23 protein-coding genes are annotated in these 25,470 nt (G+C 54.4%); 12 read left to right on the plus strand and 11 right to left on the minus strand.

Translation table 11 applies throughout. The annotated features are described in order from the left end of the window. Positions 1-65 precede the first annotated feature (65 nt). Positions 66-1,424 (plus strand): magnesium transporter, encoded by a 1,359-nt coding sequence (gene mgtE, locus VPR01S_RS06075; protein ID WP_021704428.1) that lies wholly within the window; start codon positions 66-68, stop codon positions 1,422-1,424. A 50-nt stretch (positions 1,425-1,474) separates the two neighbouring features. On the opposite strand, the gene pmbA is transcribed toward mgtE, so the two are convergent. Beyond that, the gene (gene pmbA, locus VPR01S_RS06080; protein WP_021704429.1) at positions 1,475-2,818 is read right to left on the minus strand and encodes a metalloprotease PmbA; all 1,344 of its coding nucleotides are present in this window, start codon (positions 2,816-2,818) and stop codon (positions 1,475-1,477) included. Positions 2,819-2,928: 110 nt separating this feature from the next. Here pmbA and yjgA point away from each other — a divergent pair, with 110 nt between their 5' ends. Further along, positions 2,929-3,456 carry a ribosome biogenesis factor YjgA gene (yjgA, locus tag VPR01S_RS06085; RefSeq protein WP_021704430.1) on the plus strand — a complete coding sequence of 176 codons (528 nt, stop codon included), beginning with the start codon at positions 2,929-2,931 and terminating at the stop codon, positions 3,454-3,456. Between the two features lie 36 nt (positions 3,457-3,492). On the opposite strand, the gene thiQ is transcribed toward yjgA, so the two are convergent. The 5 genes from thiQ to mpl all read right to left on the minus strand — a co-directional run bounded on the left by thiQ (position 3,493) and on the right by mpl (position 9,053). Continuing rightward, complete coding sequence (gene thiQ, locus VPR01S_RS06090) at positions 3,493-4,197, minus strand: thiamine ABC transporter ATP-binding protein (RefSeq protein WP_021704431.1); 705 nt, start codon at positions 4,195-4,197, stop codon at positions 3,493-3,495. Positions 4,198-4,204: 7 nt separating this feature from the next. Beyond that, positions 4,205-5,785: a thiamine/thiamine pyrophosphate ABC transporter permease ThiP gene (gene thiP / locus VPR01S_RS06095; protein WP_021704432.1), complete on the minus strand. Its 1,581-nt coding sequence runs from the start codon at positions 5,783-5,785 to the stop codon at positions 4,205-4,207. A gap of 9 nt (positions 5,786-5,794) precedes the next feature. After that, complete coding sequence (thiB, locus tag VPR01S_RS06100) at positions 5,795-6,787, minus strand: thiamine ABC transporter substrate binding subunit (RefSeq protein ID WP_425585302.1); 993 nt, start codon at positions 6,785-6,787, stop codon at positions 5,795-5,797. Between the two features lie 269 nt (positions 6,788-7,056). Beyond that, a complete protein-coding gene (locus tag VPR01S_RS06105; protein ID WP_021704434.1) occupies positions 7,057-7,689 on the minus strand; it encodes a flavin prenyltransferase UbiX in 633 nt (210 codons plus the stop codon). Then, positions 7,686-9,053, minus strand: a complete 1,368-nt coding sequence (gene mpl / locus VPR01S_RS06110) for a UDP-N-acetylmuramate:L-alanyl-gamma-D-glutamyl-meso-diaminopimelate ligase (protein WP_021704435.1) — start codon at positions 9,051-9,053, stop codon at positions 7,686-7,688. The genes VPR01S_RS06105 and mpl overlap by 4 nt, the downstream gene beginning before the upstream one ends. Before the next feature lie 259 nt (positions 9,054-9,312). Here mpl and fbp point away from each other — a divergent pair, with 259 nt between their 5' ends. Next, positions 9,313-10,329 (plus strand): class 1 fructose-bisphosphatase, encoded by a 1,017-nt coding sequence (gene fbp / locus VPR01S_RS06115; RefSeq protein WP_021704436.1) that lies wholly within the window; start codon positions 9,313-9,315, stop codon positions 10,327-10,329. Positions 10,330-10,478: 149 nt separating this feature from the next. Further along, a complete protein-coding gene (gene ppa, locus VPR01S_RS06120) occupies positions 10,479-11,006 on the plus strand; it encodes an inorganic diphosphatase (protein WP_021704437.1) in 528 nt (175 codons plus the stop codon). A 46-nt stretch (positions 11,007-11,052) separates the two neighbouring features. Here the strand turns inward: ppa and VPR01S_RS06125 are convergent, their stop codons facing one another. From VPR01S_RS06125 to tamA, 3 genes are read right to left on the minus strand one after another with little or no spacing between them, the layout of a single operon-like run. Beyond that, the gene (locus VPR01S_RS06125; protein WP_021704438.1) at positions 11,053-11,400 is read right to left on the minus strand and encodes a gamma-glutamylcyclotransferase family protein; all 348 of its coding nucleotides are present in this window, start codon (positions 11,398-11,400) and stop codon (positions 11,053-11,055) included. Positions 11,401-11,409: 9 nt separating this feature from the next. Further along, positions 11,410-15,177 carry an autotransporter assembly complex protein TamB gene (tamB, locus tag VPR01S_RS06130; protein WP_021704439.1) on the minus strand — a complete coding sequence of 1,256 codons (3,768 nt, stop codon included), beginning with the start codon at positions 15,175-15,177 and terminating at the stop codon, positions 11,410-11,412. Continuing rightward, positions 15,174-16,892, minus strand: a complete 1,719-nt coding sequence (gene tamA / locus VPR01S_RS06135; protein WP_040902308.1) for an autotransporter assembly complex protein TamA — start codon at positions 16,890-16,892, stop codon at positions 15,174-15,176. The genes tamB and tamA overlap by 4 nt, the downstream gene beginning before the upstream one ends. Before the next feature lie 134 nt (positions 16,893-17,026). On the opposite strand from tamA, the gene msrA reads away from it, so the two are divergent. From msrA to VPR01S_RS06170, 8 genes are all read left to right on the plus strand, one after another. Further along, positions 17,027-17,668 carry a peptide-methionine (S)-S-oxide reductase MsrA gene (msrA, locus tag VPR01S_RS06140; protein ID WP_021704441.1) on the plus strand — a complete coding sequence of 214 codons (642 nt, stop codon included), beginning with the start codon at positions 17,027-17,029 and terminating at the stop codon, positions 17,666-17,668. Positions 17,669-17,752: 84 nt separating this feature from the next. Beyond that, positions 17,753-18,304, plus strand: coding sequence for a YtfJ family protein (locus tag VPR01S_RS06145; RefSeq protein WP_021704442.1), 552 nt, complete (start codon positions 17,753-17,755; stop codon positions 18,302-18,304). 135 nt (positions 18,305-18,439) lie between these two features. Further along, on the plus strand, positions 18,440-18,700 hold the full coding sequence (locus VPR01S_RS22090) for a DUF2607 family protein (RefSeq protein ID WP_081693128.1): 261 nt from the start codon (positions 18,440-18,442) through the stop codon (positions 18,698-18,700). A gap of 48 nt (positions 18,701-18,748) precedes the next feature. Next, positions 18,749-19,375, plus strand: a complete 627-nt coding sequence (zrgA, locus tag VPR01S_RS06150) for a zinc uptake protein ZrgA (RefSeq protein ID WP_021704443.1) — start codon at positions 18,749-18,751, stop codon at positions 19,373-19,375. A gap of 54 nt (positions 19,376-19,429) precedes the next feature. After that, positions 19,430-20,143, plus strand: coding sequence for an ABC transporter ATP-binding protein (locus tag VPR01S_RS06155; RefSeq protein WP_021704444.1), 714 nt, complete (start codon positions 19,430-19,432; stop codon positions 20,141-20,143). Beyond that, complete coding sequence (locus VPR01S_RS06160; RefSeq protein WP_021704445.1) at positions 20,143-21,402, plus strand: ABC transporter permease; 1,260 nt, start codon at positions 20,143-20,145, stop codon at positions 21,400-21,402. The genes VPR01S_RS06155 and VPR01S_RS06160 overlap by 1 nt, the downstream gene beginning before the upstream one ends. Before the next feature lie 38 nt (positions 21,403-21,440). Continuing rightward, the gene (locus VPR01S_RS06165) at positions 21,441-21,908 is read left to right on the plus strand and encodes a DUF3299 domain-containing protein (RefSeq protein ID WP_425585301.1); all 468 of its coding nucleotides are present in this window, start codon (positions 21,441-21,443) and stop codon (positions 21,906-21,908) included. Between the two features lie 287 nt (positions 21,909-22,195). Continuing rightward, a complete protein-coding gene (locus VPR01S_RS06170) occupies positions 22,196-23,089 on the plus strand; it encodes a TIGR03899 family protein (RefSeq protein ID WP_021704447.1) in 894 nt (297 codons plus the stop codon). Here the strand turns inward: VPR01S_RS06170 and cysC are convergent, their stop codons facing one another. Together cysC and VPR01S_RS06180 are read right to left on the minus strand one after the other, a co-directional pair. Beyond that, entirely contained in the window at positions 23,090-23,704 is a 615-nt protein-coding gene (gene cysC / locus VPR01S_RS06175) for an adenylyl-sulfate kinase (RefSeq protein WP_021704448.1), read from the minus strand. It abuts the gene before it with no gap. 27 nt (positions 23,705-23,731) lie between these two features. Then, on the minus strand, positions 23,732-25,456 hold the full coding sequence (locus VPR01S_RS06180) for an SLC13 family permease (RefSeq protein ID WP_021704449.1): 1,725 nt from the start codon (positions 25,454-25,456) through the stop codon (positions 23,732-23,734). Positions 25,457-25,470: the final 14 nt, after the last annotated feature.

Below are 25,470 nucleotides of genomic sequence, written 5' to 3' on the forward strand. Positions count from 1 at the left end.
AAATAACGAATAGAATTAAGTTACTATTCAACGCATTGTCGCAATCACTAGCCAGGGGGAAATGAATGGCAGAGCAAATAGAATTCGATCAAGCTCACCAGGCCCTCCAAGAAATCGCCGAAGCGCTCGAAAACGGCCGTTTTGTCCATGTCCGCCGCCAATTGCAGGATATGGAACCCGAAGACATTGCGTACCTCCTTGAAGCTGCCCCACGAAAAAGCCGTGACGTTCTCTGGCAACTGACTGACCCGGAAGATTACGGGGAAATCCTTGACGAACTCAGTGAAGACGTTAAAGACGCCTTAGTCTCCAAAATGGCCCCAGAGTTGCTTGCCGAAGCGACCGAAGGCATGGACACCGATGACGTTGCTTACGTACTGCGAAGCCTGCCGGACGACGTCTCACGTGAAGTCCTTGGCCAGATGGATGCAGCGGACCGATTACGGGTTGAAACCGCCCTGTCCTACCCGGAAGATACCGCCGGCGGACTGATGAACACCGACGTGATCACCATTCGTGGTGATGTGGACGTCGACGTGGTGTTGCGTTATCTGCGTATGCGAGGCGAGTTGCCGGAAACCACAGATGCCATCTATGTGATTGATGAAAACAGTAAGCTGATCGGCGAACTGCCACTGACTACGCTGCTGACTACTCAACCGGACATTAAGGTCAACGAGGTGATGGAAGACGCCGACGATGCGATTCTCGTCGACACAAAAGACTCCGATGTCGCCAGCCTGTTTGAACGTCGGAACTGGGTCTCTGCGCCAGTCATTGATGAAAACCAGTACCTGGTTGGTCGTATCACCATCGATGACGTGGTCGACGTGATCCGTGAGGACGCGGAGCACTCCATGATGAGCATGGCGGGTATGGACGACGACGAAGACACCTTTGCGCCAGTGTTTAAATCGGCGCGCAAACGCAGTATCTGGCTGGGCGCAAACGTGCTGGCCGCTCTGGCTGCCGCGTCGGTATCTAACCTGTTTGAAGCCACGTTGGCACAGATGGCGGCGATAGCCGTTCTGATGACCATCGTGCCTTCGATGGGCGGCGTAGCCGGTAACCAGACCGTGGCGCTGGTGATTCGCGGTATCGCTCTGGGTCACATCGGTGACAGTAACAAACGCGAACTACTGATGAAAGAAGCGGCGATCGGCTTTCTCAACGGCATCACCTGGGCGCTGATCATCGGCGGAATCGTCGTGGCGTGGAAAGGCAACTGGATGCTGGGCGGCATTATCTCTGCGGCGATGATGACCAACTTATTTGTCGCCGGAGTCGCCGGGGTGACCATCCCGATCATCTTAAAGAAGATGAACATCGATCCGGCATTGGCTGGCGGGATGGCCTTAACCACCGTCACCGATGTGGTCGGCCTGTCTGCCTTCCTCGGCATGGCCACGCTGCTCCTCAACTAAAAACAAAAAAGGTTGGCAATGCCAACCTTTTTTATTGCGCATGTCCCGGATTATTCCCCGGCGACTTTCATCGATTCCAGTAAGATTGAACCGGTCTGAATTTGCGAGCGTTCCTCGACATCATTGCCCACCGCCACAATCTGCTGGAACATCTGTTTGAGGTTACCGGCTATGGTGATTTCCGACACCGGATACTGGATTTCGCCATTCTCGACCCAGAAGCCCGCCGCGCCACGTGAGTAATCGCCGGTCACAATATTAACCCCCTGTCCCATCACTTCCGTCACCAGCAAGCCTGTACCCAGCGCTTTGAGCATCTGCTCAAAGCTCTGACCAGTCGACTTCACATACCAGTTGTGAATGCCACCTGCATGCCCGGTCGGGGTCATGTTCATCTTGCGCGCCGCATAACTGGTCAGCAGATACGTCGCCAGCACACCATCGGTAATGATGTCACGATCCTGAGTCACTACCCCTTCGCTGTCAAACGGGCTGGACGCCAGACCACGCAACACATGCGGACGCTCCTGAATATTAAACCATTCAGGCAATACCGTCTGGCCAAGCTGATCAAGCAAGAACGACGATTTACGATACAGATTGCCACCGCTGATCGCCATCACCAGATGCCCCATCAGGCCCGTTGCCACGTCAGCGGCAAACATCACCGGAAATTTCCCGGTCGCCAGACGCCGGGCATCCAGTCGGCGCACAGTCTCTTCCGCGGCTTTCTGGCCGACAACCTGGGGGGACCACAGATCGTCACGATGGCGGGCCACTGTATAGCTGTAATCGCGCTCCATCTCACCATTGACGCCCTGACCAATCACACAACAACTGGTGCTGTGGCGGCTGGATGCGTAGCTGGCCAACAGGCCATGACTGTTGCCATACACTTTGACACCGTAATGGCTGTCATAGCTGGCACCGTCACTTTGTTTGATCTTGTCGCTGTACGCCAGTGCTTGCTGCTCGGCCGCAATCGCGATCTGCGCCGCGTGATCCGGGTCCGGCGTATCTGGGTGAAACAGATCCAAGTCCGGGATCTCGCTGACCATCAACTCTTTCGGTGCCGGGCCGGCAAAGGGATCTTCAGAGGTGAACTGAGCAATGTCGAGCGCCGCCAGCACGGTTTGCTGAATGGCTTTTTCGCTCAGATCGGAGGTGGACGCACTGCCTTTGCGCTGACCGCGGTACACAGTGATACCGAGTGCTCCGTCGCTGTTAAACTCAACATTTTCCACTTCACACATCCGGGTCGACACACTCAACCCTGTGGTTTTAGTGATCGCGACTTCCGCCGCATCGGCTTGCTTCGCAGCCATCTCCAATGCGCGGGCGACGGCGGCTTCCAGCTCAACACGTTGTTGAGCAACTTGCTGTTTTACGTCCATATCTCATCAAATCTGATTGGTGTTACCGTTAGGATAACAAGAATTTCGCTTTCTCCCCACGATGTTTGTTAAAATAACAGCATTGACCACCTAAATTTAAGGCAAGCACAATGGCCCGTAAGAATCAGAAAGCGCCATGGGAACCAGAAGAAGAGATCATCTGGGTCAGTAAATCAGAACTCAAGCGTGATATGGAAGAGCTGCAGAAGCTGGGTGAAGAGCTGGTAAACCTCAAACCGGCAGTACTCGAAAAAATGCCGCTGAGTGACGACCTGTTTGATGCGATCAAAGATGCACAACGTTTCAAAAACGAAGCACGCCGCCGTCAGTTGCAGTTTATCGGAAAGCTGATGCGTACCGAAGATCCGGAACCGATTCAAGCGGCACTGGATAAAATCCGTAACAAACATTCACAGGCGACTGCGGTGCTGCATAAACTGGAAACGCTGCGCGATCGCGTTGTAGAAGAAGGCGATCATGCCATCGAAGAGGTCATGGAACTGTATCCGTCAGCCGATCGTCAGCGTCTGCGTCAGCTCGCCCGTCAGGCCGCCAAAGAAAAGCAGGCCCAGAAGCCGGCCAAAGCGTACCGGGAGATTTTCCAGATCCTCAAAGCACTTAACGACGAAGACGCCTAGTCATCCCAATAAAAAAGCTGGCCTGAGCCAGCTTTTTTATTGTCCGGCGCGGACAAACTCGCGCAGCCCGGCGTGCGTGTGCTGTTCGCTGAGCGCGCTGATCGCCGCACTCACCTCAACCCGTCCGTTTGCCATAAAAGCGAAGTCACTGGCGATGGTACGTGCGTCACTCAAGTGGTGGGTCACCATCAATACCGTGATATGCCGCTCTGCGGTCAGGCGCTTCACCAGCGCCAGCATCTCTTCGCGCAGAACTGGGTCCAACGCCGAGAATGGCTCGTCGAGTAGCCAGATGGGGTGAGGCTGAACAAAACAGCGCGCCAACGCCACCCGTTGTCGCTGACCGCCAGAGAGCTGCTCCGGCAACCGGTCGAGATACGCGCCCACCCCCACCTGCATCGCCGCCTGCTCCACCTGCTCCCGTTGCGCGGCGCTCAGTTTCAGTCCGGGATGCAATCCCAGTCCAATGTTCTCACGCACCGTAAGGTGAGCAAACAGATTGTGTTCCTGAAACAGCATGGCAAAAGGCCGTTCAGACGGCGCTTTCCCCACCACCGACACACCGTCTGCCAGAATATCGCCCCGTAATGGGGCAATGAATCCGGCCAGCAGCGCCAATAAGGTGGATTTCCCAGCCCCACTGGGGCCCATCAACGCCACGATCGATCCGGCCTCAACCGTCAGGTCAAAGGTAAAAAGTTCCTGGTGGTACTCATACTCCACCTGATTCAGATTTAACACACACACCTCACTGACGGGCTTTAAACAGAGCTTCAATCACAGTAAAACAACCAACGCTGAGCAACAGCAGCGTCAGCGAGACCACCGCTGCCGCTTCCATTTGGTAGCTGCCGAGCAACTGGAATAAATACAGCGGCAGCGTGCGGAACTCCTGGCTGCCAAACAACGCAATCGCGCTTAAGTCACCCATTGACAACATAAAGCTGATCGCAAAAGCGTGCGCGATCGGACGACGCAAAGCGCGCCACTCAACGATGCGCAGTCGCTGCCAACCACGCATTCCTAAGCTGGCACACAATAACTGGTACTGCTGCGCCAGATGCAACATAGGCTGTGACAGCGTTTTAATCACATACGGCAGGGCCATCAGGCCGTTCACCGAAACCACCACCAGCATCGCCATGCTGAACACATCGGTCAGCGCCCGGAGCAACAAAAACAGCCCAGTGCTGATCACCAGCCCCGGCGTCACCAGAATGATGGTGCCAACCAGTTCCAGCTGATCGGCACGGCGATGGCGGGAATGGAGTCGCCAGGCCCGGCTGGTCAGCAGGATCAATACTCCCGCGCTGAGTGCGAACACACTGGCGAGCAACGCCACACGCAGGGACGCCCACAAGGCAGACCAGAACTTATGATCCGCCAGCACCAACCCCGCTTGCGCGTTAAACCCGCTCAGCACCACCATAACCAGTGGCGGCAACACCAGCACCAGAACAGCCATGATCCAAAAGCTATCCCAGGCTTTTGACCACCGACTGTCCTTAAACTGAAAGCGCTGCGGACTGAGGCTACCAGGCGTGACAGGCAGTGGCTTAGTCAAGCGTTGAATCGCCAACGCCAGCGCCCCGCAAAGCAGCATCTGCCACAGTGCCAACAAGGCTCCGGCCTGCAAATCAAAGTCGAATTTGATGGCCTGATAAATGGCGAGTTCAATGGTGGTCGATTTTGGTCCGCCTCCCAGCGCCATCACCGTAGCGAAGCTGGTAAAACACAGCATGAACACCAATCCGCACACGTGCGGCAGTTGTTGCCTCAGCCGCGGCCACTCAACCCATTTGAATTTGTGCCAGGATCCCATCCCCAGATGCGCACACAGTTTGTGCTGCTCTTCCGGAATGCCATCCAGCGCCTGCAACAATAACCGGCTGGCGTAAGGCAGATTAAAAAACACATGGGCCAGCAAAATGCCGTTCAGACCATAAATGGAAAACGGCAACTGAGCATCAAGTGCACTCAACCCCTTTGCCAACAGACCACTGTTACCATAAATCGCCAGCAGGCCAAACACGCCCACCAACACGGGCAACACCAGCGTGGTGGCAAACAGCTTCAACAACAACGCTTTGGCGAAAAACTGGCGACGCGACAACGCATGCGCCACCGGAATCGCCAGACCGACACTCAACAATGTCGACAACAAGGCCTGATAAAAACTAAAACGGGTGACATGGCGATAGTAAGGGTCACCCCATACTGCCGTGATATCCAGGGAGGGCGCCGCGGTCAGCAGCGCAGCAAATGCGGAAATAACAAAGGCCGCGATGATCACCGCGACCCCGAGACCGATTTTAGGAACTGAATTCAAACGCCGCCCTTAAAATGTCAGTGCGCTTTGCCACTCACGAATCCATGTTTTGCGCATCTTCGCCACTTCCTCTGGCGAAAAACTCAGTGACTCGGTCGGCACCACCAATGAATCAAACGCTTTTGGCAACGCCACATCCGTCACCGGATACATCCAATTTCCGGTCGGGATCACCGTCTGAAAATCCTTGTTGAGGATAAATTGCATAAACGCATCCGCCAGTTCAGGCTGCGGGCTGTTTTTGACTTTCGCCGCCACTTCCACCTGAGTGTAATGCCCTTCACTGAAGGCCGCCGCGACGTACTTGTCATTCTGTTCAGAAACTTGGTGATACGCTGGCGATGTGGTGTACGACAGTACTAAATCTGATTCCCCTTCGAGGAACATGGAATACGCCTCCGACCAGCCTTTGGTCACGGTCACGGTTTTGCCGGCCAGCTGCTGCCAGGCCTTGCTGGCGTTATCCCCGTACACCGACTTCATCCACAGTAATAACCCCTGGCCGGGTGTCGAGGTACGCGGATCCTGATAAATCACTTTCAAATCATCACGCTGCTCGACCAGCTCTTTGAGGCTTTTGGGCGGGTTGGATAACGTCTGCTTGTTGTAAACAAACGCAAAGTAGCCGTAGTCGTACGGCACAAATGTGTCGTCGTGCCAGCCACCTGGTAGCAGGACCGACGACGTATCCACCTGATGTGTGGTCAGTAGTCCGGTCTGACGCGCTTCTGCCATCAGATTGTTGTCCAGGCCCAGTACCACATCCGCCTTACTGTTTTTTCCCTCCAGACGCAGACGGTTGAGAATCGACACGCCGTCATCCAGAGCAACAAAATTGACGTCACAACTACACTGCGCTTCAAACGCTTTCTCGATTTTCGGCCCCGGGCCCCAGTCAGCCGCGAACGAATCATAGGTGTATACGGTAAGCGTTTTATCGGCCGCCCAAACCGGGCTGGCGGTCAAAGTGCCAACGATGGTCGACAATGTGGTTAGCGCCACGGCGCTGAAAGTGGTGTTCACTGCTCGCTCTCCTTGTTCGAGCGGCACAGGGTTGAGGAAGGAGAAAAAGATAAAAATACGGTGCTCCTGACTCAATTCCTACGCCAGCATTATCTGGATCAGGTAATCATAAGGCCGGCCTCGCTTGGCTGACCTTATCGTGCGGGTCCCGAAAACGTTCGATCTCAGCTGGCATTCACACTGTGAATACTTCGCTCCCCGTTGAGTGACTGGAATTGTAAAGGCTATTGGAACGAAACGCTACTGACTCAGTTCTCATTCCGCTGATCGTACCCCCAGCGCGGCACTAGTCCCTGTTCAACGCCGAGGTGATCGAGAATGCGGGCGACCATAAAGTCGACCAGATCCTCAATTGTCTCCGGCTGATGATAGAAACCAGGCGCGGCCGGCATGATCGTCACGCCCATCTGCGACAGTTTGTGCATATTTTCCAGATGCAGCGTCGAAAAAGGCGTCTCACGTACCACCAACAGCAATTGGCCTCGCTCTTTCATCACCACATCAGCCGCCCGTTCAATCAGATTGTCCGACATACCATGAGCGATCGCCGCGACACTGCCCGCCGAGCACGGGCAAACCACCATCTGTTTCGGTGCGGCTGAGCCGGACGCCACCGGAGAGAACCAATCTTCCTTACCGCACACACTCAGCTTGTCCGGATCGCAATTGAGGTGTGCCACCAGTGCCTGCTTCGCAGCCTCCGGACCGCTGGGCAGTTTCAGGCCGTGTTCAGTGGCCAGTACCACACGCGCGGCCGACGAGATCAGCAGATAGACCTGATAGTCCGCGGCCAGCAGGCACTCCAGCAAACGTAGACCGTATGGCGCACCGGAAGCGCCAGTCCACGCCAGCGTAATTGCTTTAGGATGTCCTTGACTCATGCTTGCTCACTCTTTGCTGTCAGGGCTGAGAGCAACTTGGTATGGATCCCCTCAAACCCGCCGTTGCTCATCACCAGGATCTGATCCCCCGGTCGGGCCTGAGCGACGATCTGTGCGACGAAGGCATCAATGTTCTCTCCCACATACGCCGGTTGCTGACACTCGTCCGCCACCTCTTGTACCGACCAGGCAATGTTGTCCGGCTGAAACAGGAACACGCTGTCTGCCTGATGCAATGAGGCCGCAAGCGTTGCTTTGTGCACCCCTTTTTTCATCGTCGCAGAACGCGGCTCGAGAACCGCCAGAATGCGCTGCCCGCCCACCTTGTTACGCAGGCCACCGAGCGTCAGCTCAATGGCGGTCGGATGGTGGGCAAAATCGTCGTACACCGTGATGCCGCCAACTTCGCCTTTTAACTCCAGACGACGCTTAGTGTTAATGAACCGACCCAAAGCTTCACACGCCAGCGGCGGAGTCACCCCGACGTGACGCGCAGCGGCGATCGCCATCAGCGCGTTATCAACGTTGTGATCGCCAACCAGTGACCAGCGCACCGTGCCAGCCAGCTCACCCTGAAAATAGACATCGAATTCGGATCCGTCCGCCACCCGCTTGTGCGCGCGCCAGTCGCTCTGCGCACCGCTGAACTCGCTTTCGCTCCAGCAGCCACGCGCCAGCACGTCCGCCAGCGCCTGATCGCCCGCCGGTGCCAGGATCCGGCCATTGCCCGGAACCGTCCGCACTAAGTGATGGAATTGTCGCTTGATCGCCTCTAGATCATCGAAAATATCCGCATGATCGAACTCAAGATTGTTCATGACCAAAGTGCGTGGGTGGTAATGCACGAACTTTGAACGCTTATCGAAAAAAGCGCTGTCGTATTCGTCCGCTTCGACGACAAAAAACATGCTGTTGCCCAGCCGCGCGGAAACACCGAAGTTACCGAGCACGCCGCCGACCAGAAATCCTGGCTCATAACCGCAGGCTTCGAGGATCCACGCCAGCATACTGGACGTGGTGGTTTTGCCATGTGTACCCGACACCGCCAGTACCCAGCGATCGTGCAACAGAAACTCCTGCAGCCATTGTGGCCCGGAGGTGTAACGTAAATTGGTGTTAAGTACATGTTCCACGCACGGATTGCCGCGACTCATGGCATTGCCAATCACCACCAGATCAGGTTTAGGCTCCAGCTGTGACGGATCAAAACCTTCAATAATTTCAATCCCCTGAGATTCCAGCAGCGTGCTCATCGGCGGATAAACGTTCGCATCCGAGCCGGTGACTTTGTGCCCCAGTTGTCGGGCCAGGATTGCAGCCCCGCCCATAAACGTGCCGCAGATCCCTAAGATATGAATGTGCATAAACCTAACCTGTCCATCGGGTTGTCAAAGAACCCCCATTATACTCAAGTGGCCTGAATATGCTCGCCTCTGCGCACGAGTTTGCAAAAACATGAAAGTCGACAAATGAATTGAGATCTCAGTCAGTTACTTCATTACCATTAATAAGATCTAGCACATAAAATTAGCCTTGCATGCAGTCCCTTGAACACAGTGCCCACCAAGAGGCAGGAAACTGCATCGATTTCCCCCGATTCCCTGAGAAAGTTAAGGATACAACATGTCTGAAATGCGCACCCTTGGCGAATTCATCGTTGAGAAACAACATGATTTCCCCCACGCTAGCGGTGAACTTTCCTCTCTTTTGTCCTCTATTCGTATTGCTGCGAAGATCGTAAACAGAGAGATCAATAAAGCCGGTCTGGTTGATATCGTTGGTGCCGTTGGCACGGACAATATCCAGGGCGAAGAGCAGCAGAAACTGGACGTTTTTGCCAACGAGAAATTCAAAGCCGCTCTGGAAGCCCGCGACCAGGTGTGTGGTGTTGCCAGTGAAGAAGAAGACGAAGCGGTCGCGTTCAGCAAAGAGCTGAACAAAAACGCCAAGTACGTGGTTCTGATGGATCCACTCGACGGCTCCTCAAACATCGACGTCAACGTATCTGTCGGTACCATTTTCTCTATCTACCGCCGAGTATCCCCTGTCGGCACGCCGCCAACCGAAGAAGATTTTCTTCAGCCTGGCCACAAACAGGTTGCCGCTGGCTACGTGATTTACGGCTCGTCTACCATGCTGGTGTACACCACCGGAAATGGCGTCAATGGGTTTACTTACGATCCGTCTCTGGGCACTTTCCTGTTGTCCCATGAAAACATGATGATTCCGCAGGACGGGAAGATCTACTCGATCAACGAAGGCAACTACATTCGTTTCCCGATGGGCGTGAAGAAGTACATTAAATACTGCCAGGAGAACGTCCCGGAAGATGGTCGTCCCTACACGTCACGCTACATTGGCTCACTGGTGGCAGATTTCCACCGCAACCTGCTCAAAGGCGGCATCTACCTCTACCCAAGCACCCAAAGTCACCCGAACGGTAAACTGCGTCTGCTGTATGAGTGCAATCCGATGGCGTACCTGATTGAACAGGCGGGCGGCACAGCCTCCGACGGTAAGATGCGCATTCTCGACATCAAACCGACCGAGTTGCACCAACGTGTACCGTTCTTTGTCGGTTCAAAAAACATGGTCTCTAAGGTCGAAGAGTTCCTCGCCACCTACCCGGAAGAACATTAATTCCGCAAATCGACAACGCCAGCGTCTGCTGGCGTTTTCATTTGGGCGTTAATTCGCGTCTGATTATTTACGCGCTGGCGGTTTCTCGCTAAAGTTAGCCTGTCTAAAATACAGGGCCTGTCAGCCCGATACTTGAAAAGGAAACTACAATGAGCCTCAACAACGTTCCTGCAGGTAAATCTCTGCCAGATGATTTGTACGTGGTAATCGAAATACCTGCAAACGCTGATCCGATCAAATACGAAGTCGATAAAGACTCCGGCGCGGTATTCGTAGACCGTTTCATGTCTGCGCCTATGTTCTACCCATGTAACTACGGTTACGTGAACCACACTCTGTCGCTGGACGGCGATCCGGTAGACGTACTGGTTCCGACTCCGCACCCATTGATGCCAGGCTCAGTTATCCGTTGTCGTCCGGTTGGCGTACTGAAAATGACGGATGAGTCAGGTGAAGACGCGAAAGTCGTCGCAGTGCCGCACAGCAAGCTGTCAAAAGAGTATGACCACATTCAAGACGTGAATGACCTGCCAGAGCTGCTGAAAGCACAAATTACTCACTTCTTTGAGCGTTACAAAGAGCTGGAATCCGGGAAATGGGTCAAAGTTGACGGTTGGGAAGACGTAGAATCGGCACGCAAAGAGATCCTGGAATCTTACGAGCGCGCGCAGAAATAATTGCCCGATACGCATAAAAAAAGAGCCAGCTGTTGCTGGCTCTTTTTTATACCCGCTGACACCAGTCACCGGAGTCCACCAGCTCATCGAGCTGGCCGCTGCCCTGGTAGAGATAAATCCACGCTTCGCCAAAAGGCGTGGTGAGAGTTTCACGCCGGTACTCCACTGGCACGTCTTCGAGAATATCAAGCCGTTGCAAAGTAGCGTCGTCGATCAGATACACTTCTCCCTGAATCGACTGATGTCCGTTGATCAGCGCCGGATAGCTGCCGAGATCATACAAGGCAAATTCCGGCAAGGTTTCGTGACTGCCTAGCAGCTGGCTGTCGGCCAGAAAATCATGATGACGCTGCCCCTGACGCAGGGTGCCATAGACAAAAACCAGATGCTGCATAACCACTCCTTAATCAAACTCAAACTGGTACAACAAATCCACCGCGCTGTCGATGCCGCTGACCGCTTCGAGGTAGAGATCTTTCATCAAGCGATAACGGACGGTAAATTCCCCCACCGAATCAAAGATACCGACACCGTACTTCACCTGTAAACCAGGCAGAATATAGCCGCTGACAGTGACCTGTGAATCGTCACCGGAGCCTTGGGTATCCAATTGCAGATCCTGCACCCCAAACGCCTCACCAATCTCACCCACGACTTTACCACTTTTCGCCAGACTCAGTCCGATCAACGCCGTGTACATGGCGTTTCCGTCCGATTCCGCGCCGATGTCCTGACCGCGTAGCAGGTAAGACAGAGCGTTGGCTTGCGGCATCGCCGGATCAGAGAAAATCGTGATGGTTGGCTGATCGGCCGGGCCAGTCACTTTCACCCCGGCGGTCACGTCGTCCTGCGTATTGTCCGGGTCACGCACCGCCGTGATCGCCACATACGGCTGGTCCACCGGCCCGTTCATCAGAATTTTACCTTCCTGAATGATCAGTTCCTGCCCAAACGAGCGATACTTACCGTCTCGAATGTTCACCTCACCCACAATATAGGTGCCTTTTTCCTGTTGTGTCACCTTAAGGTCACCCACCAGGTTCCCTTGCAGACCAAATGCCGACAGACGGAAATCATCGCCGATATTAATGGTCACGTTGGTTTCCAGCTTAAACGGCACGCCTTCATCGCCGTTGAGCGGCTGCAGCTCTTTATTGAGCAGCACCTGATCTTTCGACACACTGACCGCACTCGGCGGCAGGTCTTTGACTTCGATACGTCCCCAAGGCAGGCCGATATTCCCGCTCACTTTGGCCAACTCCGGTGTCACCGATATGGTCATATCCGGCACCACTTTGACTTTCACCATCGGCGGCAAATCCACTTTCAGTTCATCGGCGAACACACGCAGATTGACGTCCCAGGCGCTGAGATCGCGCCAGTTGGCATCACCGGTCGCTTTCAGTTCCCCATCCGGAGTATTGATCGAAGCGTTAAGCGTGGCGGTATCACCGTTGAATTGCGTGACCACCTGACCAGACTGCACTTCCACAGGCGAAATATCGCCCGCCACCATGATGTCTCTGACCAGCATTTCACCATAGACTTTCGGTTCCAGCATTGGCCCGCTGAAGGTCAGATCGGTTTCAATATTCGACTGAACTTGGCTGTACTCGCCCACAACAGGGGCCAGGAAGTCGAGATTGAAGGTACTCAGCTTGAGATTCCCTTTCATCTCCCGCTGCTCACTGCTCAGTTTTGGAATGCTGATCTGGCCCGACACATCACCGTTGTCGGTCACATCGAAACGCCACTGGGCATCGAGTTGATCGTTGGCGACATTGGCGGTCAGCAGCACACTGTCCCAGCCAAACACCAGTGGCGCATCGAGCTTTTGCGTCACCTGGCCTTTAGGCAATTCGACCGTCACTTTGGCTTGTGGCGGCTTATTCGGCGCCCATTTCGCCCACACATTCGCGTTGACTTCCCCTTGCAGCTGCGTGTCATCTGGAATGAAGGCTTTCAACTGACTAAAGCGGAACTGTTTCAAGCTCAGCTGCGCCTCACCTTGTTCCCCTACCAGAATGTCTTTGTCGAGACACAATGACGCATCGCCTTGCAGCCAACAATGGGCACTGACCGCTGCCAATTGCTTGTCGAGGTTGTATCCCAGTCCGGTCGGTTTCGCCAGATTCCAGGTCCCCTGCTGGGATGTGATCTCAGCTCGCTCCAGTTGGCCACGCCAATCCATCACTGGCTTCTCCTTAAGACTGCCATTCAGCGCCAGACTGACGGAAGCCAGATTAGATGCCAGATCCAACGTCAGGTTGTGACTGGCCTGACCGCCGGTGACCGCCAGCGCCAGACTGTCGAGGCGGTTGTCCTGATACGTGGCATCTTGCGCAGTCAGCGTGACGTTGGCTTTGACCTGAGGCAACGGCGTTACGTCACCTTGCAAACGCAGGGTTTTCAGTGTGGCCTCGTCTTTCCACTTCACGTCGTTGACGTTAAGCAACAGGTTAACGTCCGGCTCGGCCAGCTTACCGCGCAGTGCAACATTACCCTGCATACGGCCCGCCAGATCCGGCACCGACTTCGCCAGTTGTGGGAAATCAATCGCCAGATTCATCTGCCACTGCTTGTTCAACTCGCCTTCCGCCGTCACCCGGTTCGGGCCATGCGATAGCACTATGCCCGGTGTCGACAGGCGGATATCGCCATTGGCGGCTTTATCCGATGCGCTCAGACTGCCCTCAAAATTGAGCGGGTAGTCACGCAGTACACCGTCAATATCAAACATCGGCAAATCGACCTGCCAACCTCCTTGGTCGCTCAGCGAGCCACTAGTTTTCAGTTCACCACTGATGTTGCCTTCCGCCTCTGGCCACTGCAAGCCCGGCTGAATGTTGGCCAGCTTGATCGCCGCGCGCCAGTTGATCGGCGCGTCCCAGTTAGCGAAAGCATTACCACTGATATCGCCACCGAGGGTATTGATGTTCAGCGACGTCAGTTCAATCTGTTTGATGTCTCCTTTCCCCTCCAGGCTAACTTCGGTATCCGGGACGTCTTTCCCCTGCGCGCTGGCCGCCAGTGCAACCTGATACCCTTCTAGCGAGCCGGATGCACTCAGCTTTTTGAGATCAACAAAGTAATCACCCTTGCCCGTCAGCGGCCACTGCGCTTTGGTCTGATCAATCAGGACATCAAACGGCAACGTTGGCTCCAGCGGCTGCAGTTTGGCTTCAATCTGGCTCTCGACCACACCCCCGAGCTCGGCGTGCACGGTCAGATTTTTTACGCTGCCGCCCACCGATAAGGCCAATTCCTGACCATTGGCCGGCTCCTCTCTGACCAGAGCTGTGGCGTCCAGTGTCAACGGGTAGCCTTGACGTAATTCAACCTGAGTCTTGAGATCGGCTTTGATCTGCGGCATGTCCAGCGCCAGTTTATCCACCCGCACCTGATACCCTTTAGCAAACGCTTTGAGGCCAAGGTAATTGACCACTAACGGCGTTTCCTGCTGGAGCGTAAAACGGCGTACATCAATACCAGCCACATCGATCGTCAGCGGGATCCAGACTTCAGGTAACACGATAGGTGCCGGCTCCGTTGCCGCAGTTGGCGATGGCGCCGGCTCAGCATCCGGTTCGGCCGGTGGCGCTAAAGCCACCGCGATGTCTTCCAGCGTGGTCGGACTGAGTTTCAGCACGTCGCCTTTAAATGATGCCGCCGTAGTGAATCGTTGCCAGCGAACCTTGTTGCCAAGAATATCCAGTTTGATATCACTGAGTGATAAATTGCCAAGCAAGATCGGGATCGGAGAAGAAATGGACGTGACCGGCTCAGAGTCGGGAGCAGGCGGGGCATTCGGATCTTCCGCTGGCAACTGCGGCATGGAAAAATCCAGTCCGTCGATGGCCAGCTTGGTGATGCACACTGAAGGCTCAAGGAAACAGTTGGGATGCAGTCCGAGACTGATGCTGCGCGCCTGCATATCAATGAAAAGGCTCTCATCCTGATAGCGGACACCACTGAGGGTAAATCCGGGCAGCAAGGCACCTTCGGCGTCTTCGACCTGTAGCTGTGGCAGCGCTTTCTGCGCCCCCCATACCACCATATTCAGGCCGGGCTGGGTATAAAGCAGGGTAGCCAGTAAAACCACCAAGGTAAAACACAGCAGCAGGAATGCCAGCGTAATCCACTTGGTCCAGCGAATCGCGTGATGAATCATAGCTCTGGCCCCAGTGAGAAGTGAATACGGAACTCATCACCCGGATTGGCATCCAGCCCCCAGGCAAAATCGAGTCGGATCGGTCCCACCGGAGACCCCCAGCGAATACCGACCCCGGTGCCGCGGTGCCAGTCCGGTGTGTCGTTAAAGGCATCACCGATGTCGTAAAACAGCGCCCCCCACCATTTGCCGGTCAGGCGATACTGATACTCAAGTGAACTGGTGGCAATGTATTTGGCTCCGGTCAGCGAGCCGCTGCTGTCACGCGGCGAAATCGATTCATAGCCGTAACCCCGGATGCTGTTGTCACCACCGGCGAAGAAACGCAGAGAAGGCGACAACTTGTCCAGTTCGTCGGTAATGTTGGCACCGCCGTCGAGGCGGAAAATGGCACGATGGTTTCGGCCCATGCTGTGGATCCAACCTGCGCCGCCCATTACACGCAGCACATCGGTTTCCGACAACATGTCGTTGCTGCCGACTTCCAGCGTCAGGTTGACCCGTTGTCCGGTGTAAGGCATCGGACCACCGCGGGTACGGGTGCGTGAATAGGAAATGCCCGGCAGCACAAATTGCGCCGCGTCATCCTGGAGCCCCTGTTCGTAGTTCTCAATCAAATAACGTACGTAAGCGGTGCGATGCCAGCCGCTCTCTAACAACCAGTGCCGTTCCACCGCCAGATTGGACTCGATACTTTTAGTGTCACGCTTATCAACATGCTTCATCCCATAAGCAATCCGGTAGTAGTCGTTGAGTACATCATCGAGCGGTATCTGATAGCTGGCGGTAATGGTCTGTTCCGGCTGCGAAAGCGAAAAGCTGCTGTCAAAACTGTGTCCCTTAGCGTTCACCCAAGGCTTTTTCCATTTCAGCGTACCGCGCACGCCAACGTCGGTGGAATAGCCGATACCGGTTTCAATCTTATTGCGCGCCTGCGGTGCCAGAGACACTTTGACCGGCAATTCCCGGGACTTGCCCAGATAGCTCAGATCAGGCTCCACAAACACCGATGAAAACCAGTCGGTATTGGACAAATTCTGATTGTATTCCCCCACCTGACTGACCAGATACGGGTCACCTTGTGTATACGGTTGGATCGAACGGACTCGATCATCGTCGATCTGGCTGCCCGATACAGAGGTTTCACCAAAATGGTAACGAATGCCACTGTCATAATGGAGACGGATCATGGCTTCATTCAGTTCCGGTACCACTTCGAGACGGCTGAGCGTGAACTCACCATCAAAATAGCCCCGCTGCAACGCAAGGTTGGTCATACCGGATTTGAGACTGTCGTATTGATTGTGCTTGAGCCGCTTACCTTCTTTGATGCCACTTTGTCGGATCAGACGACGAAACGCGCGATCTTTTTCTGCTTCACCGCTGACGAGAATGTCCACTTCCTTGATCTTGACCGACGGCCCCTTTGCCACGTTGACGACCAGTTTGGTGTCACTGCCATCCTCGATCACCTCAAACTTAAACGTCGGATGGTAATAGCCGAGCGCATTGAGAGCCTGGGTGATGCTTTCTTCTAGACGCGACTGAAATCTCAGGCTGACGGAATACTCGGAAGCGGGAATGGATGACAGATAAGCCTCCACATTATCTTCCAGTTCTCCTTTCAGTCCGGTGACCGATAACTCGACATCATTAGCCTGCGCCAGACAAGGCATGAGCAGGGCTAATAAAACTGGCAATGGTTTTCTTATCATGTTTAATTAGGAGACGTTGAAAATCGAGAATGATTATTAACTGAAATAATACCGTTAATCAGGTACTAAGTCTGTATGGAATCCGTCAATAACACCGCCTGTTAGGAATAATCTCATTATTAAGGAAGTCACTTATGCTCAACAAACACACCCTGATTTCTGCGCAAGACGCTCTGCCAGGGCGGCCACAAGCGATACAAATCGACGATATCCATTATGTTAATCAGTCTAGTTTGACAGCAGAACCCGAATCAGGCCATCAGAAAATTCTGATTGGCATGGGCTGTTTTTGGGGCGCAGAACGCCTGTTCTGGCAATTGGATGGCGTGATCGCTACCGCGGTGGGTTATGCCGGGGGTTACACGCCAAACCCGAGCTACGAAGAAGTCTGCACCGGACAAACCGGCCACACAGAAGTCGTGCGCGTGGTGTTTGACCCACAGGTCATCAGTCTCAATACGCTGTTGCGTCACTTCTGGGAAAATCACGATCCCACCCAAGGGATGCGTCAGGGGAACGATCTCGGCACTCAGTACCGCTCCGCTCTCTACACCTACAATGCCGCACAACAGGCCAGCGCCGAATCGTCGCGTGAGATTTATCAGCAAAGCCTCAGCGCTCACCAGCGTGAAACCGTGACCACCGAGATTCAGCCCGCGGGCCCGTTCTACTACGCGGAAAACTACCACCAGCAGTACTTGGCCAAAAATCCGGATGGCTATTGCGGACTCGGTGGCACGGGCGTGTGCTTTCCTCCCTCATTGAGTGAAGCGTGACCAAAGTCGCCTATTTGGCGACTTTTTTGTTGGCTCCGGGTTATGCGTATATACTTTCGTGGCACATTCACAAGGAAGAAAGCCATGAAAAACAAACTAATAACAGCATTACTTCTGACCTGCTCTCCACTGTTTGCCTCAGCACACAACATCGCCACCGGCCAGCCGGTACCCGAAGTCAGTGTCGACAAATACGGTGAAATTCTGCTCAGCGGTGATGACGTCAGCTACCAGACCTGGAACAGCCAGGGACTGGCCGGTAAAGTCCGCGTCATTCAGGCCATCGCCGGACGCAGCAGCGCCAAAGAGATGAACGCCCCTTTGATGACCGCAATCACGGCCGCCAAGTTCCCGGAACAAAGCTACCAGACCACCACAGTGATCAACCAGGACGACGCGATTTGGGGCACTGGCTCTTTCGTCAAATCCTCCGCGCAGGACAGTAAAAAAGAGTTTCCGTGGTCATCCATCGTATTGGATGAATCCGGCAAAGTCGCGTCCGCCTGGCAACTGAAAGAAGAGTCGTCAGCCATTATCGTGCAGGACAAAAGCGGTAACGTACTGTTTGTTAAAGAAGGTGCGTTGAATCAGACTGACATCAATCAGGTGATCGAACTGGTGAAAAGTCACCTGTAACCCGCTCCACCGGTGGGGAACACTCACCGGTGAATCTTGCCTGACACAGACGTAATTATTTGTTATAACATAACACTTCATTTACGTTATTTCGGTGTTGTTCTAGTGCTGCGCGACTCAAAACGCTCTCGATCCATGGCTGTACTGTGTGCCCTGGCCCTGACTTTGTGGCTCGGCTTCGCGTCGGTAAGCCACCAGTTGGACATCACCGCAGAACACCACCAACACCATGATTGCCAGCTGTTTTCATCGGTTGGCCAAGCTCTCCATGCTGCCGCATTTCACTGGCATGACTCGTCTTTGCCAGACCATTTTAGCCCCGTCCTTCATCGGGTTCGTTATTCTGTTACTCAGCCGGTGTATCAGGCGCGTTCTCCACCAACGCACGCTGCCTAACCACCCTTTTACAACAGATAGCCAACTCAACTAAGGATGACACTTATCATGAAAATCAAAACTTCACTAGCGCTGGCCATTGGCTTCGCCCTGAGCGCTGAGCAAGCAACCGCGGAAGACGGGTTCCGTCAACACGACGCCCACGTTCACGGCCAGGTTGAATTCAACATTGCTCAGGACGGCTCTGAACTGTTGGTCGAGATCACAGCACCAGGCGCGGACGTGGTCGGGTTTGAACACGCCCCGCAAAGCGATGCCGAACAAACTGCACTGGCCAAAGCCAATGCCATTCTGGCAGAAGCCGATCAACTGCTGACGCTCTCCTCCGCCGCTCAGTGTCAGATCAAACACACCTCGGTGACCAATACGCTGCTCGCAGACGACGATAAGCATGAGCATGAGCATGAGCACCATGATGATCATCAACACGACGATGAACATCACGATCATCACGATCATCACGATCATCACGATCATCACGAAGAGCATGATGGCCACGGCAGTTTCAGTGTGGAATACCGCTATGACTGTCAACAGATCGGTCAGCTCAGCCAGCTCGACGTCCATTGGTTTAATCATTTTTCGTCGACACAAAGTATTCAGGCGAACCTGCTGACGGACAAAGGACAGAACGCACATCAACTGAAGCCGGGTCAAAGCACCCTTTCCCTGTAAAAAACTCAACCGGAGGCCAGCCACACTGGCCTCCTCTGCTTGTCGGAAACGGATATGAACACACACACGACAATCGCGGAGCCGAATGTGGTCGAGTTGACGGACGTTCGCTTTCAGTGGCCCGGCGCAACGCAGCCGACATTGGCGATCCCCTCTCTGACGGTCCGGCAGGGCGAGCATGTTTTTATCAAAGGCCCGAGTGGCTGTGGTAAATCCACCCTGCTCGGCCTGTTGACCGGCATTCACGCCCCGACCTCAGGCCAGATCACCATCCTCGGACAGGGCTTGTCTGACATGACCTCCCGGAGCAAAGATCGCTTTCGCGCCGACCATATCGGCTACATATTTCAACAATTTAACCTGTTGCCTTACCTCTCAGTGCTGGAAAACGTCTTACTGCCCTGCCAGTTTTCACGCCGGCGCAAACAACTGTGCCGTCATCCAGCCGAAACGGCGACAATGCTGCTGCAACGCCTGCACCTGAGCGCTGAACTGCTGGAACGACCCGTCAGTGAGCTGAGTATCGGTCAGCAGCAACGCGTGGCCGCCGCGCGTGCACTAATAGGTGATCCGGCGCTGATCATCGCGGATGAACCGACCTCAGCGCTCGATCATGATAACCGCAGCGCTTTTATCTCACTGCTGCTGGAACAGGCTTCCCAGGCCGGTGCCACGCTGATTTTTGTCAGCCATGACCCAACACTGGAAGGGCTGTTCAACCGCAGTATCGATCTGTTGCAACTTAATCAGGCCCAGGGAGCAATCTGATGACCGCGACCTTGAATCTGGCTTGGAAAAGCCTGAAAAACCGCCGGATGACAGCAATACTGACCATCATGACCGTGGCGATTTCGGTGATTCTGCTGATGGGGGTGGAGCGGATCCGAACTCAGGCCAAAACCAGTTTTGCCAATACCATCTCCGGCACCGATCTGATCGTCGGCGGGCGTTCCGGACAGGTGAACCTGTTGCTGTATTCGGTGTTTCGTATCGGTAACGCCACCAATAATATCGACTGGAAAAGCTATCAGGCATTCAGTCAGCATCGGGCCGTGAAATGGGCGATCCCCATTTCACTCGGGGATTCACACAAAGGTTTCCGGGTGATGGGCACCAACCACAGCTACTTTGAGCACTATCGCTATGGCCAGAAACAACCACTGCGATTTGCCAGTGGCCGTGAATTCAATGGCTTGTTCGAGGCCGTGATTGGCGCCGACGTGGCGAAACAGCTCGGCTATCAGGTAGGCCGCGAAATCATTATTGCGCACGGCATCGCCGACGTGGGTTTCAGCCGTCACGATAAACTGCCGTTTCATGTTGTCGGTATCCTAGCCCCCACGGGTACGCCGGTCGACAAAACCGTGCACGTTTCGCTGCAAGCGATTGAAGCCATCCATGTTGGTTGGGAGTCGGGCGCCCAGTTAGGCCCCACACCAGATGCCGCTACGCTGGCCAATATGGACTTTGAACCCAAACAGATCACCGCGATGCTGATCGGTTTACAGTCCCGGATCCAAGTGTTTGCCCTGCAGCGTCAGATCAACACCTATCCCAAAGAGCCCTTGAGTGCGATTCTGCCCGGTGTCGCGTTGCAAGAGCTGTGGGGCATGATGTCGGTTGCCGAACAGGCACTGATGATCATTTCCGTATTTGTGGTGGTGGCCGGTTTGTTTGGTATGCTGAGCAGCCTGTTGGCCAGCCTCAATGAGCGGCGGCGGGAAATGGCGATTCTCCGTGCGATGGGCGCCAGACCCCGACACGTATTTACCCTGTTGATCAGCGAAGCTGCCGGCCTGACACTGGCTGGTATTCTGGTCGGGGTTGCCGGGGTATACACGGTATTAGCCGCCGCCTCGCCGCTGATCCAGCAACAGTACGGGATCCAGATCCAACTGACGGGGATCAGCGGGTACGAATGGGGGCTGCTGGCCTGCGTACAGGCGGCGGGCTTGTTGATTGGTTTTATTCCGGCGTTTCGCGCTTATCGTCAGTCGCTCAGCGACGGCATGACTATCCGTATATAGAGGACCTTATGACACGTAGATTACGACAGCTTGCGCTGATGGTGCTGCTTGCGGCTTCCCCGCTGGTCGGCGCTACCGAAGAAGCACTGAAACTGGACTGGATTGATTTGGTGCCGCAGAGTGAGCGCAAACATTTCGATTCGGTGGGCATGCCCAATGTTAACCATAATGGCGCCGCCGCGCAGCAATCAAAAGTCGGCGCCGTGCGCAACGAGCTCAACGGCAGCCAGGTGAAAATTCCCGGCTTTGTTATTCCGCTCGAAGGTGATGAAAACACCGTGACTGAATTTCTGTTGGTGCCGTACTTCGGTGCCTGTATTCATGTCCCGCCACCACCGCCAAACCAGATCATTTACGTTAAGTTCCCCAAAGGCGCCCCGGTGCAACAGCTCTGGGACGTCATTTATGTCGTAGGTACACTGAAAACCGTGCCGATGAGCACGGAGCTGGCGGATACAGGGTATATGATCGAAGGCAGCGCGATCGAAGAATACGACGACATGTAATATCGACAAGCCACCTGTTTATTGCGGCTAGCCGATGTAGCGGGACAGGTAAGCCAGCACGCCCAGATACACCAGCAGAAGTAAAGCAATGGACAGGTGCTTTTTGAATTTATTCTCTTTTGAATATTTCATAAGCCCCTCACAAATATCGATAACAATTTTAACAAGTTATTATCATTTGTGATAGCTCAATTTTATCAAACCGCTCGGAACAATTTTTATGGCGGCTCTGCCCGGTTCGGGGTACATTTTACTTTTGGAATATTCAGGCGACGAATGGACACCTCATGGCAGAAGCAAGCAAACCTGTAGTGATTGAACATGATCATGCTGCGAACGCACGCGATCGTAAATCCAGTTACATAAAGGACAGCGCCAACCGGATTCTGAGCATCGCTCAGGCTCATGGCCTGGATGCCCTGTTGCAAAAAGAATCGCCGGAAAAAAATGCCCTTGAACGAGCGCTGGTACGCGAGCGAAAACGTCGTGAACAACGACAAAAAAACCTCGAACAGATCGTTAAGCTGGCGCATGTGTCCTGCAAAGACGAAACCGCTGGCGAGCCGGATCAGGACTGGTTGTATCGCTTTTTTGACCTGGCACATGAGATCCACAACAGCTCAATGCAGCGCTTATGGGCCCAAGTGCTGAAGCGGGAAGTCACCAATCCCGGCTCCACCTCCATGAAAGCCTTGAAAATCCTGCATGACATGACCCCGAAAGAGGCGCAGATCCTGCAACGCGCCGCATCGCTGGGGTGCAGTTTTGGCGGCGATCACAGCCGAAAACTGCTGCTGGGCTACAAAGCGCAAGGCGGATTATTCAGTTTCGGTCGGCGTAACACTACCCAGAACCTCAACATGGGGACGTTTCAGTTGCCCTATTCCAGCCTGCTGGTCCTGATTGAACTTGGGTTGCTGCACGCCAGCGAACTGGAGTCGGGTGAAATCGAAGCAGAACCGCCACTGACGCTCAGCTACCAAGGCAAGCACCTGTCGCTGCAGACCAACACCAAAGGTGTGCGTCTGCTCTACTACCGCTTTACCCCGACCGGCAACGAGTTGTGTCAGCTACTGGGCAATAAACCCAATATGGCCTATTACGATCAATTGGTGGCTCTGCTCAATCACAAATTCTTGGTGCACACCGATGTGAAGAGCCAGATGCATCACACGGTGTGATTAGGCGATGATCTGACGCGTACGCAACGCAGCGAGACACTGATCCACCAACTGCTCCAGCGGCAACTCACCCGCCGGTAAGTCGATCTCAGGCTCCAGCGGTGGCTGATACTCGGCATCGATCCCGGTAAAATTGCGGATCTCTCCCGCTCGGGCTTTCTTATACAACCCTTTGGGATCGCGCTGCTCGCATACTTCTAATGAGGTGTTCACAAACACTTCAAGGAATTCGCCTGGTGGCAACATGTCACGTACCAGTTGGCGCTCCGCCCGGTGCGGTGAGATAAACGCCGACAGCACAATCAGCCCCGCGTCGGCCATCAGCTTGGACAGCTCACCAATGCGACGAATGTTTTCGCGGCGATCCTGCTCTGAAAAGCCCAAATCGCTGCACAAACCGTGGCGCACATTATCCCCATCAAGCAGATAAGTATGGTAACCCAGCTCTGCCAGACGCTGCTCCAGTGCACCGGCAACCGTCGACTTGCCGGCACCGGACAAACCGGTAAACCACAAGACCGCAGGCTGCTGTTGTTTCAGCCCGGCGCGAAAGGTTTTGTCCACCGCATGTGAATGCCACACAATGTTTTCATCTTGTCGGGACGTTGCTGTCATAGTCATATTCCTTGTTAAACCGTGCTGTCAGAACGGGAAAAAATGGGGGATCAATGCCAGCACCAGCACCGAATACACGATCGAAATCGGGATCCCGATCCGCACATAATCCGTTAATTTGTAGTTGCCAACGCTGTACACCAGCAGATTGGTTTGATAGCCGTAAGGCGAGATAAAGCTGGCACTGGCACCAAACAACACCGCCATAATGAACGGCATCGGATCGACACCATAACCGACGGCCATACTGTAGCCTATCGGGAATGCCAGAGCCGCGGCCGCATTGTTGGTCACCAGCTCGGTGAGCAGCAGGGTGATCAGATAAGTCGCCACCAGCGCACCAAATACACCCCAGCCATTGAATGCGTGGATGAACATTTCTCCCATCCGCATCGACAAACCAGATGAAATCATCAGTTGGGCTATGGTCAGTGCCGAGCCCACAATCACCACAATATCGACCGGGAAACGACGTCTCAGCTCGCTGATTTGGATGATGCCAAGTGCCAGCAGGGCAATCAGGTATACCGCCAACCCTTTGATAATTGGTACTATATTGGTCAGCCCTAGCGCGATCACCGCCGCAAAGCCGAGCAACACCAGCGTTGATTTGTTGGCGTCCAGGCGTGCGCTGGAGTCCAGATCATTGACCTGAACAAATTCGCGTCGGTGAGCACTGCGCTCCGCATCAAAGCGTTTTCCGGGAACCAGGACCAGGGTGTCGCCCGCCGTCAGACGAATGTTACCCAACCCGCCTTCCAGACGTTCATGGCCGCGGCGAATGGCCACCACCACCGCATCAAAGCGGTCACGGAAATGACTCGATTTGAGGGTTTTATCGCAGATACTGGACGAGGAGCTGACCACCACTTCCACCAAGTTCTGGCCATTGAGGTGATGCTGGCCAAATAAAGTCAGGCCATGAATTTCCTGCAAAGTCGCGACACTTTCCACGTCGCCACAGAACAGCAACCGGTCACGCGCCTGCAACACAAAGTCAGGGTCGACCGATGGCAAGCTATGGCCATCCCGGATCACTTCTGCCAGAAACAGTTTGCGCAGCGCGCGCAGGTTGTTCTCCGCAATGCTGCGTCCCACTAGGGGCGAGCCGGCTTCCACCCGCGCTTCAAGGAAATACGGCAGGTCATCCTGACCGTGATCATCGTAGCTGGGCAACAGGTAACTGAGCGGCACCAGAATTAGCACTCCGCCCACCAGCACCGCCAGTCCGATCAGCGTTGGCGCGAAAAAGCTCAAGCTGGGTAAACCGGCGTCTTCCACGAAGCTGTTAATGATCAGGTTAGTGGAAGTGCCAATCAGCGTCAGCGTGCCGCCAAAAATCGCCGCGTAAGAGAGGGGAATTAGCAGCTTGGAAGGCGCGTGCTGTTGATTGCGCTTGATCGCGCCAATCAACGACACCACCACTGCCGTATTGTTGGTAAACGAAGACAGCAGTGCGGTCGAAACACCGAGTTTGGCCACGACCGTACCCAGCCGGCCGCGTGAAATGTTGCTGCTGACCCAGCTGATCAGCCGGGTTTTCTCCAGCGCACAGGACGCCAGGATCAGCAGCACCAAAGTCAGCAGTGACGAGTTAGTGAAATTCGACGCTAAGGTATTGAGCTCAACCATGCCGGCGATAAAGGCGATAAACGCCGCGCCGGCAAAAATAAAGCTCGGTTTAATACGAGTTACAATCAGGCAGGTCATAATGCCCAGCAAGATCGCCAACACAAACCCTTGTTCCCACATAACTCGTCCTTAAA

It is taken from the genome of Vibrio proteolyticus NBRC 13287 (assembly GCF_000467125.1).
Classification (GTDB): Bacteria; Pseudomonadota; Gammaproteobacteria; order Enterobacterales; family Vibrionaceae; genus Vibrio; species Vibrio proteolyticus.

Excerpts from the sequence above, each read along its gene's own strand:
- mgtE (WP_021704428.1), top strand. The coding sequence starts at position 66 with ATGGCAGAGCAAATAGAATTCGATCAAGCTCACCAGGCCCTCCAAGAA.
- pmbA (WP_021704429.1), bottom strand. The coding sequence starts at position 2,818 with ATGGACGTAAAACAGCAAGTTGCTCAACAACGTGTTGAGCTGGAAGCC.
- yjgA (WP_021704430.1), top strand. The coding sequence starts at position 2,929 with ATGGCCCGTAAGAATCAGAAAGCGCCATGGGAACCAGAAGAAGAGATC.
- VPR01S_RS06105 (WP_021704434.1), bottom strand. The coding sequence starts at position 7,689 with ATGAGTCAAGGACATCCTAAAGCAATTACGCTGGCGTGGACTGGCGCT.
- mpl (WP_021704435.1), bottom strand. The coding sequence starts at position 9,053 with ATGCACATTCATATCTTAGGGATCTGCGGCACGTTTATGGGCGGGGCT.
- fbp (WP_021704436.1), top strand. The coding sequence starts at position 9,313 with ATGTCTGAAATGCGCACCCTTGGCGAATTCATCGTTGAGAAACAACAT.
- ppa (WP_021704437.1), top strand. The coding sequence starts at position 10,479 with ATGAGCCTCAACAACGTTCCTGCAGGTAAATCTCTGCCAGATGATTTG.
- VPR01S_RS06125 (WP_021704438.1), bottom strand. The coding sequence starts at position 11,400 with ATGCAGCATCTGGTTTTTGTCTATGGCACCCTGCGTCAGGGGCAGCGT.
- tamB (WP_021704439.1), bottom strand. The coding sequence starts at position 15,177 with ATGATTCATCACGCGATTCGCTGGACCAAGTGGATTACGCTGGCATTC.
- tamA (WP_040902308.1), bottom strand. The coding sequence starts at position 16,892 with ATGATAAGAAAACCATTGCCAGTTTTATTAGCCCTGCTCATGCCTTGT.
- msrA (WP_021704441.1), top strand. The coding sequence starts at position 17,027 with ATGCTCAACAAACACACCCTGATTTCTGCGCAAGACGCTCTGCCAGGG.
- VPR01S_RS06145 (WP_021704442.1), top strand. The coding sequence starts at position 17,753 with ATGAAAAACAAACTAATAACAGCATTACTTCTGACCTGCTCTCCACTG.
- VPR01S_RS22090 (WP_081693128.1), top strand. The coding sequence starts at position 18,440 with ATGGCTGTACTGTGTGCCCTGGCCCTGACTTTGTGGCTCGGCTTCGCG.
- zrgA (WP_021704443.1), top strand. The coding sequence starts at position 18,749 with ATGAAAATCAAAACTTCACTAGCGCTGGCCATTGGCTTCGCCCTGAGC.
- VPR01S_RS06155 (WP_021704444.1), top strand. The coding sequence starts at position 19,430 with ATGAACACACACACGACAATCGCGGAGCCGAATGTGGTCGAGTTGACG.
- VPR01S_RS06160 (WP_021704445.1), top strand. The coding sequence starts at position 20,143 with ATGACCGCGACCTTGAATCTGGCTTGGAAAAGCCTGAAAAACCGCCGG.
- VPR01S_RS06165 (WP_425585301.1), top strand. The coding sequence starts at position 21,441 with ATGGTGCTGCTTGCGGCTTCCCCGCTGGTCGGCGCTACCGAAGAAGCA.
- VPR01S_RS06170 (WP_021704447.1), top strand. The coding sequence starts at position 22,196 with ATGGCAGAAGCAAGCAAACCTGTAGTGATTGAACATGATCATGCTGCG.
- cysC (WP_021704448.1), bottom strand. The coding sequence starts at position 23,704 with ATGACAGCAACGTCCCGACAAGATGAAAACATTGTGTGGCATTCACAT.
- VPR01S_RS06180 (WP_021704449.1), bottom strand. The coding sequence starts at position 25,456 with ATGTGGGAACAAGGGTTTGTGTTGGCGATCTTGCTGGGCATTATGACC.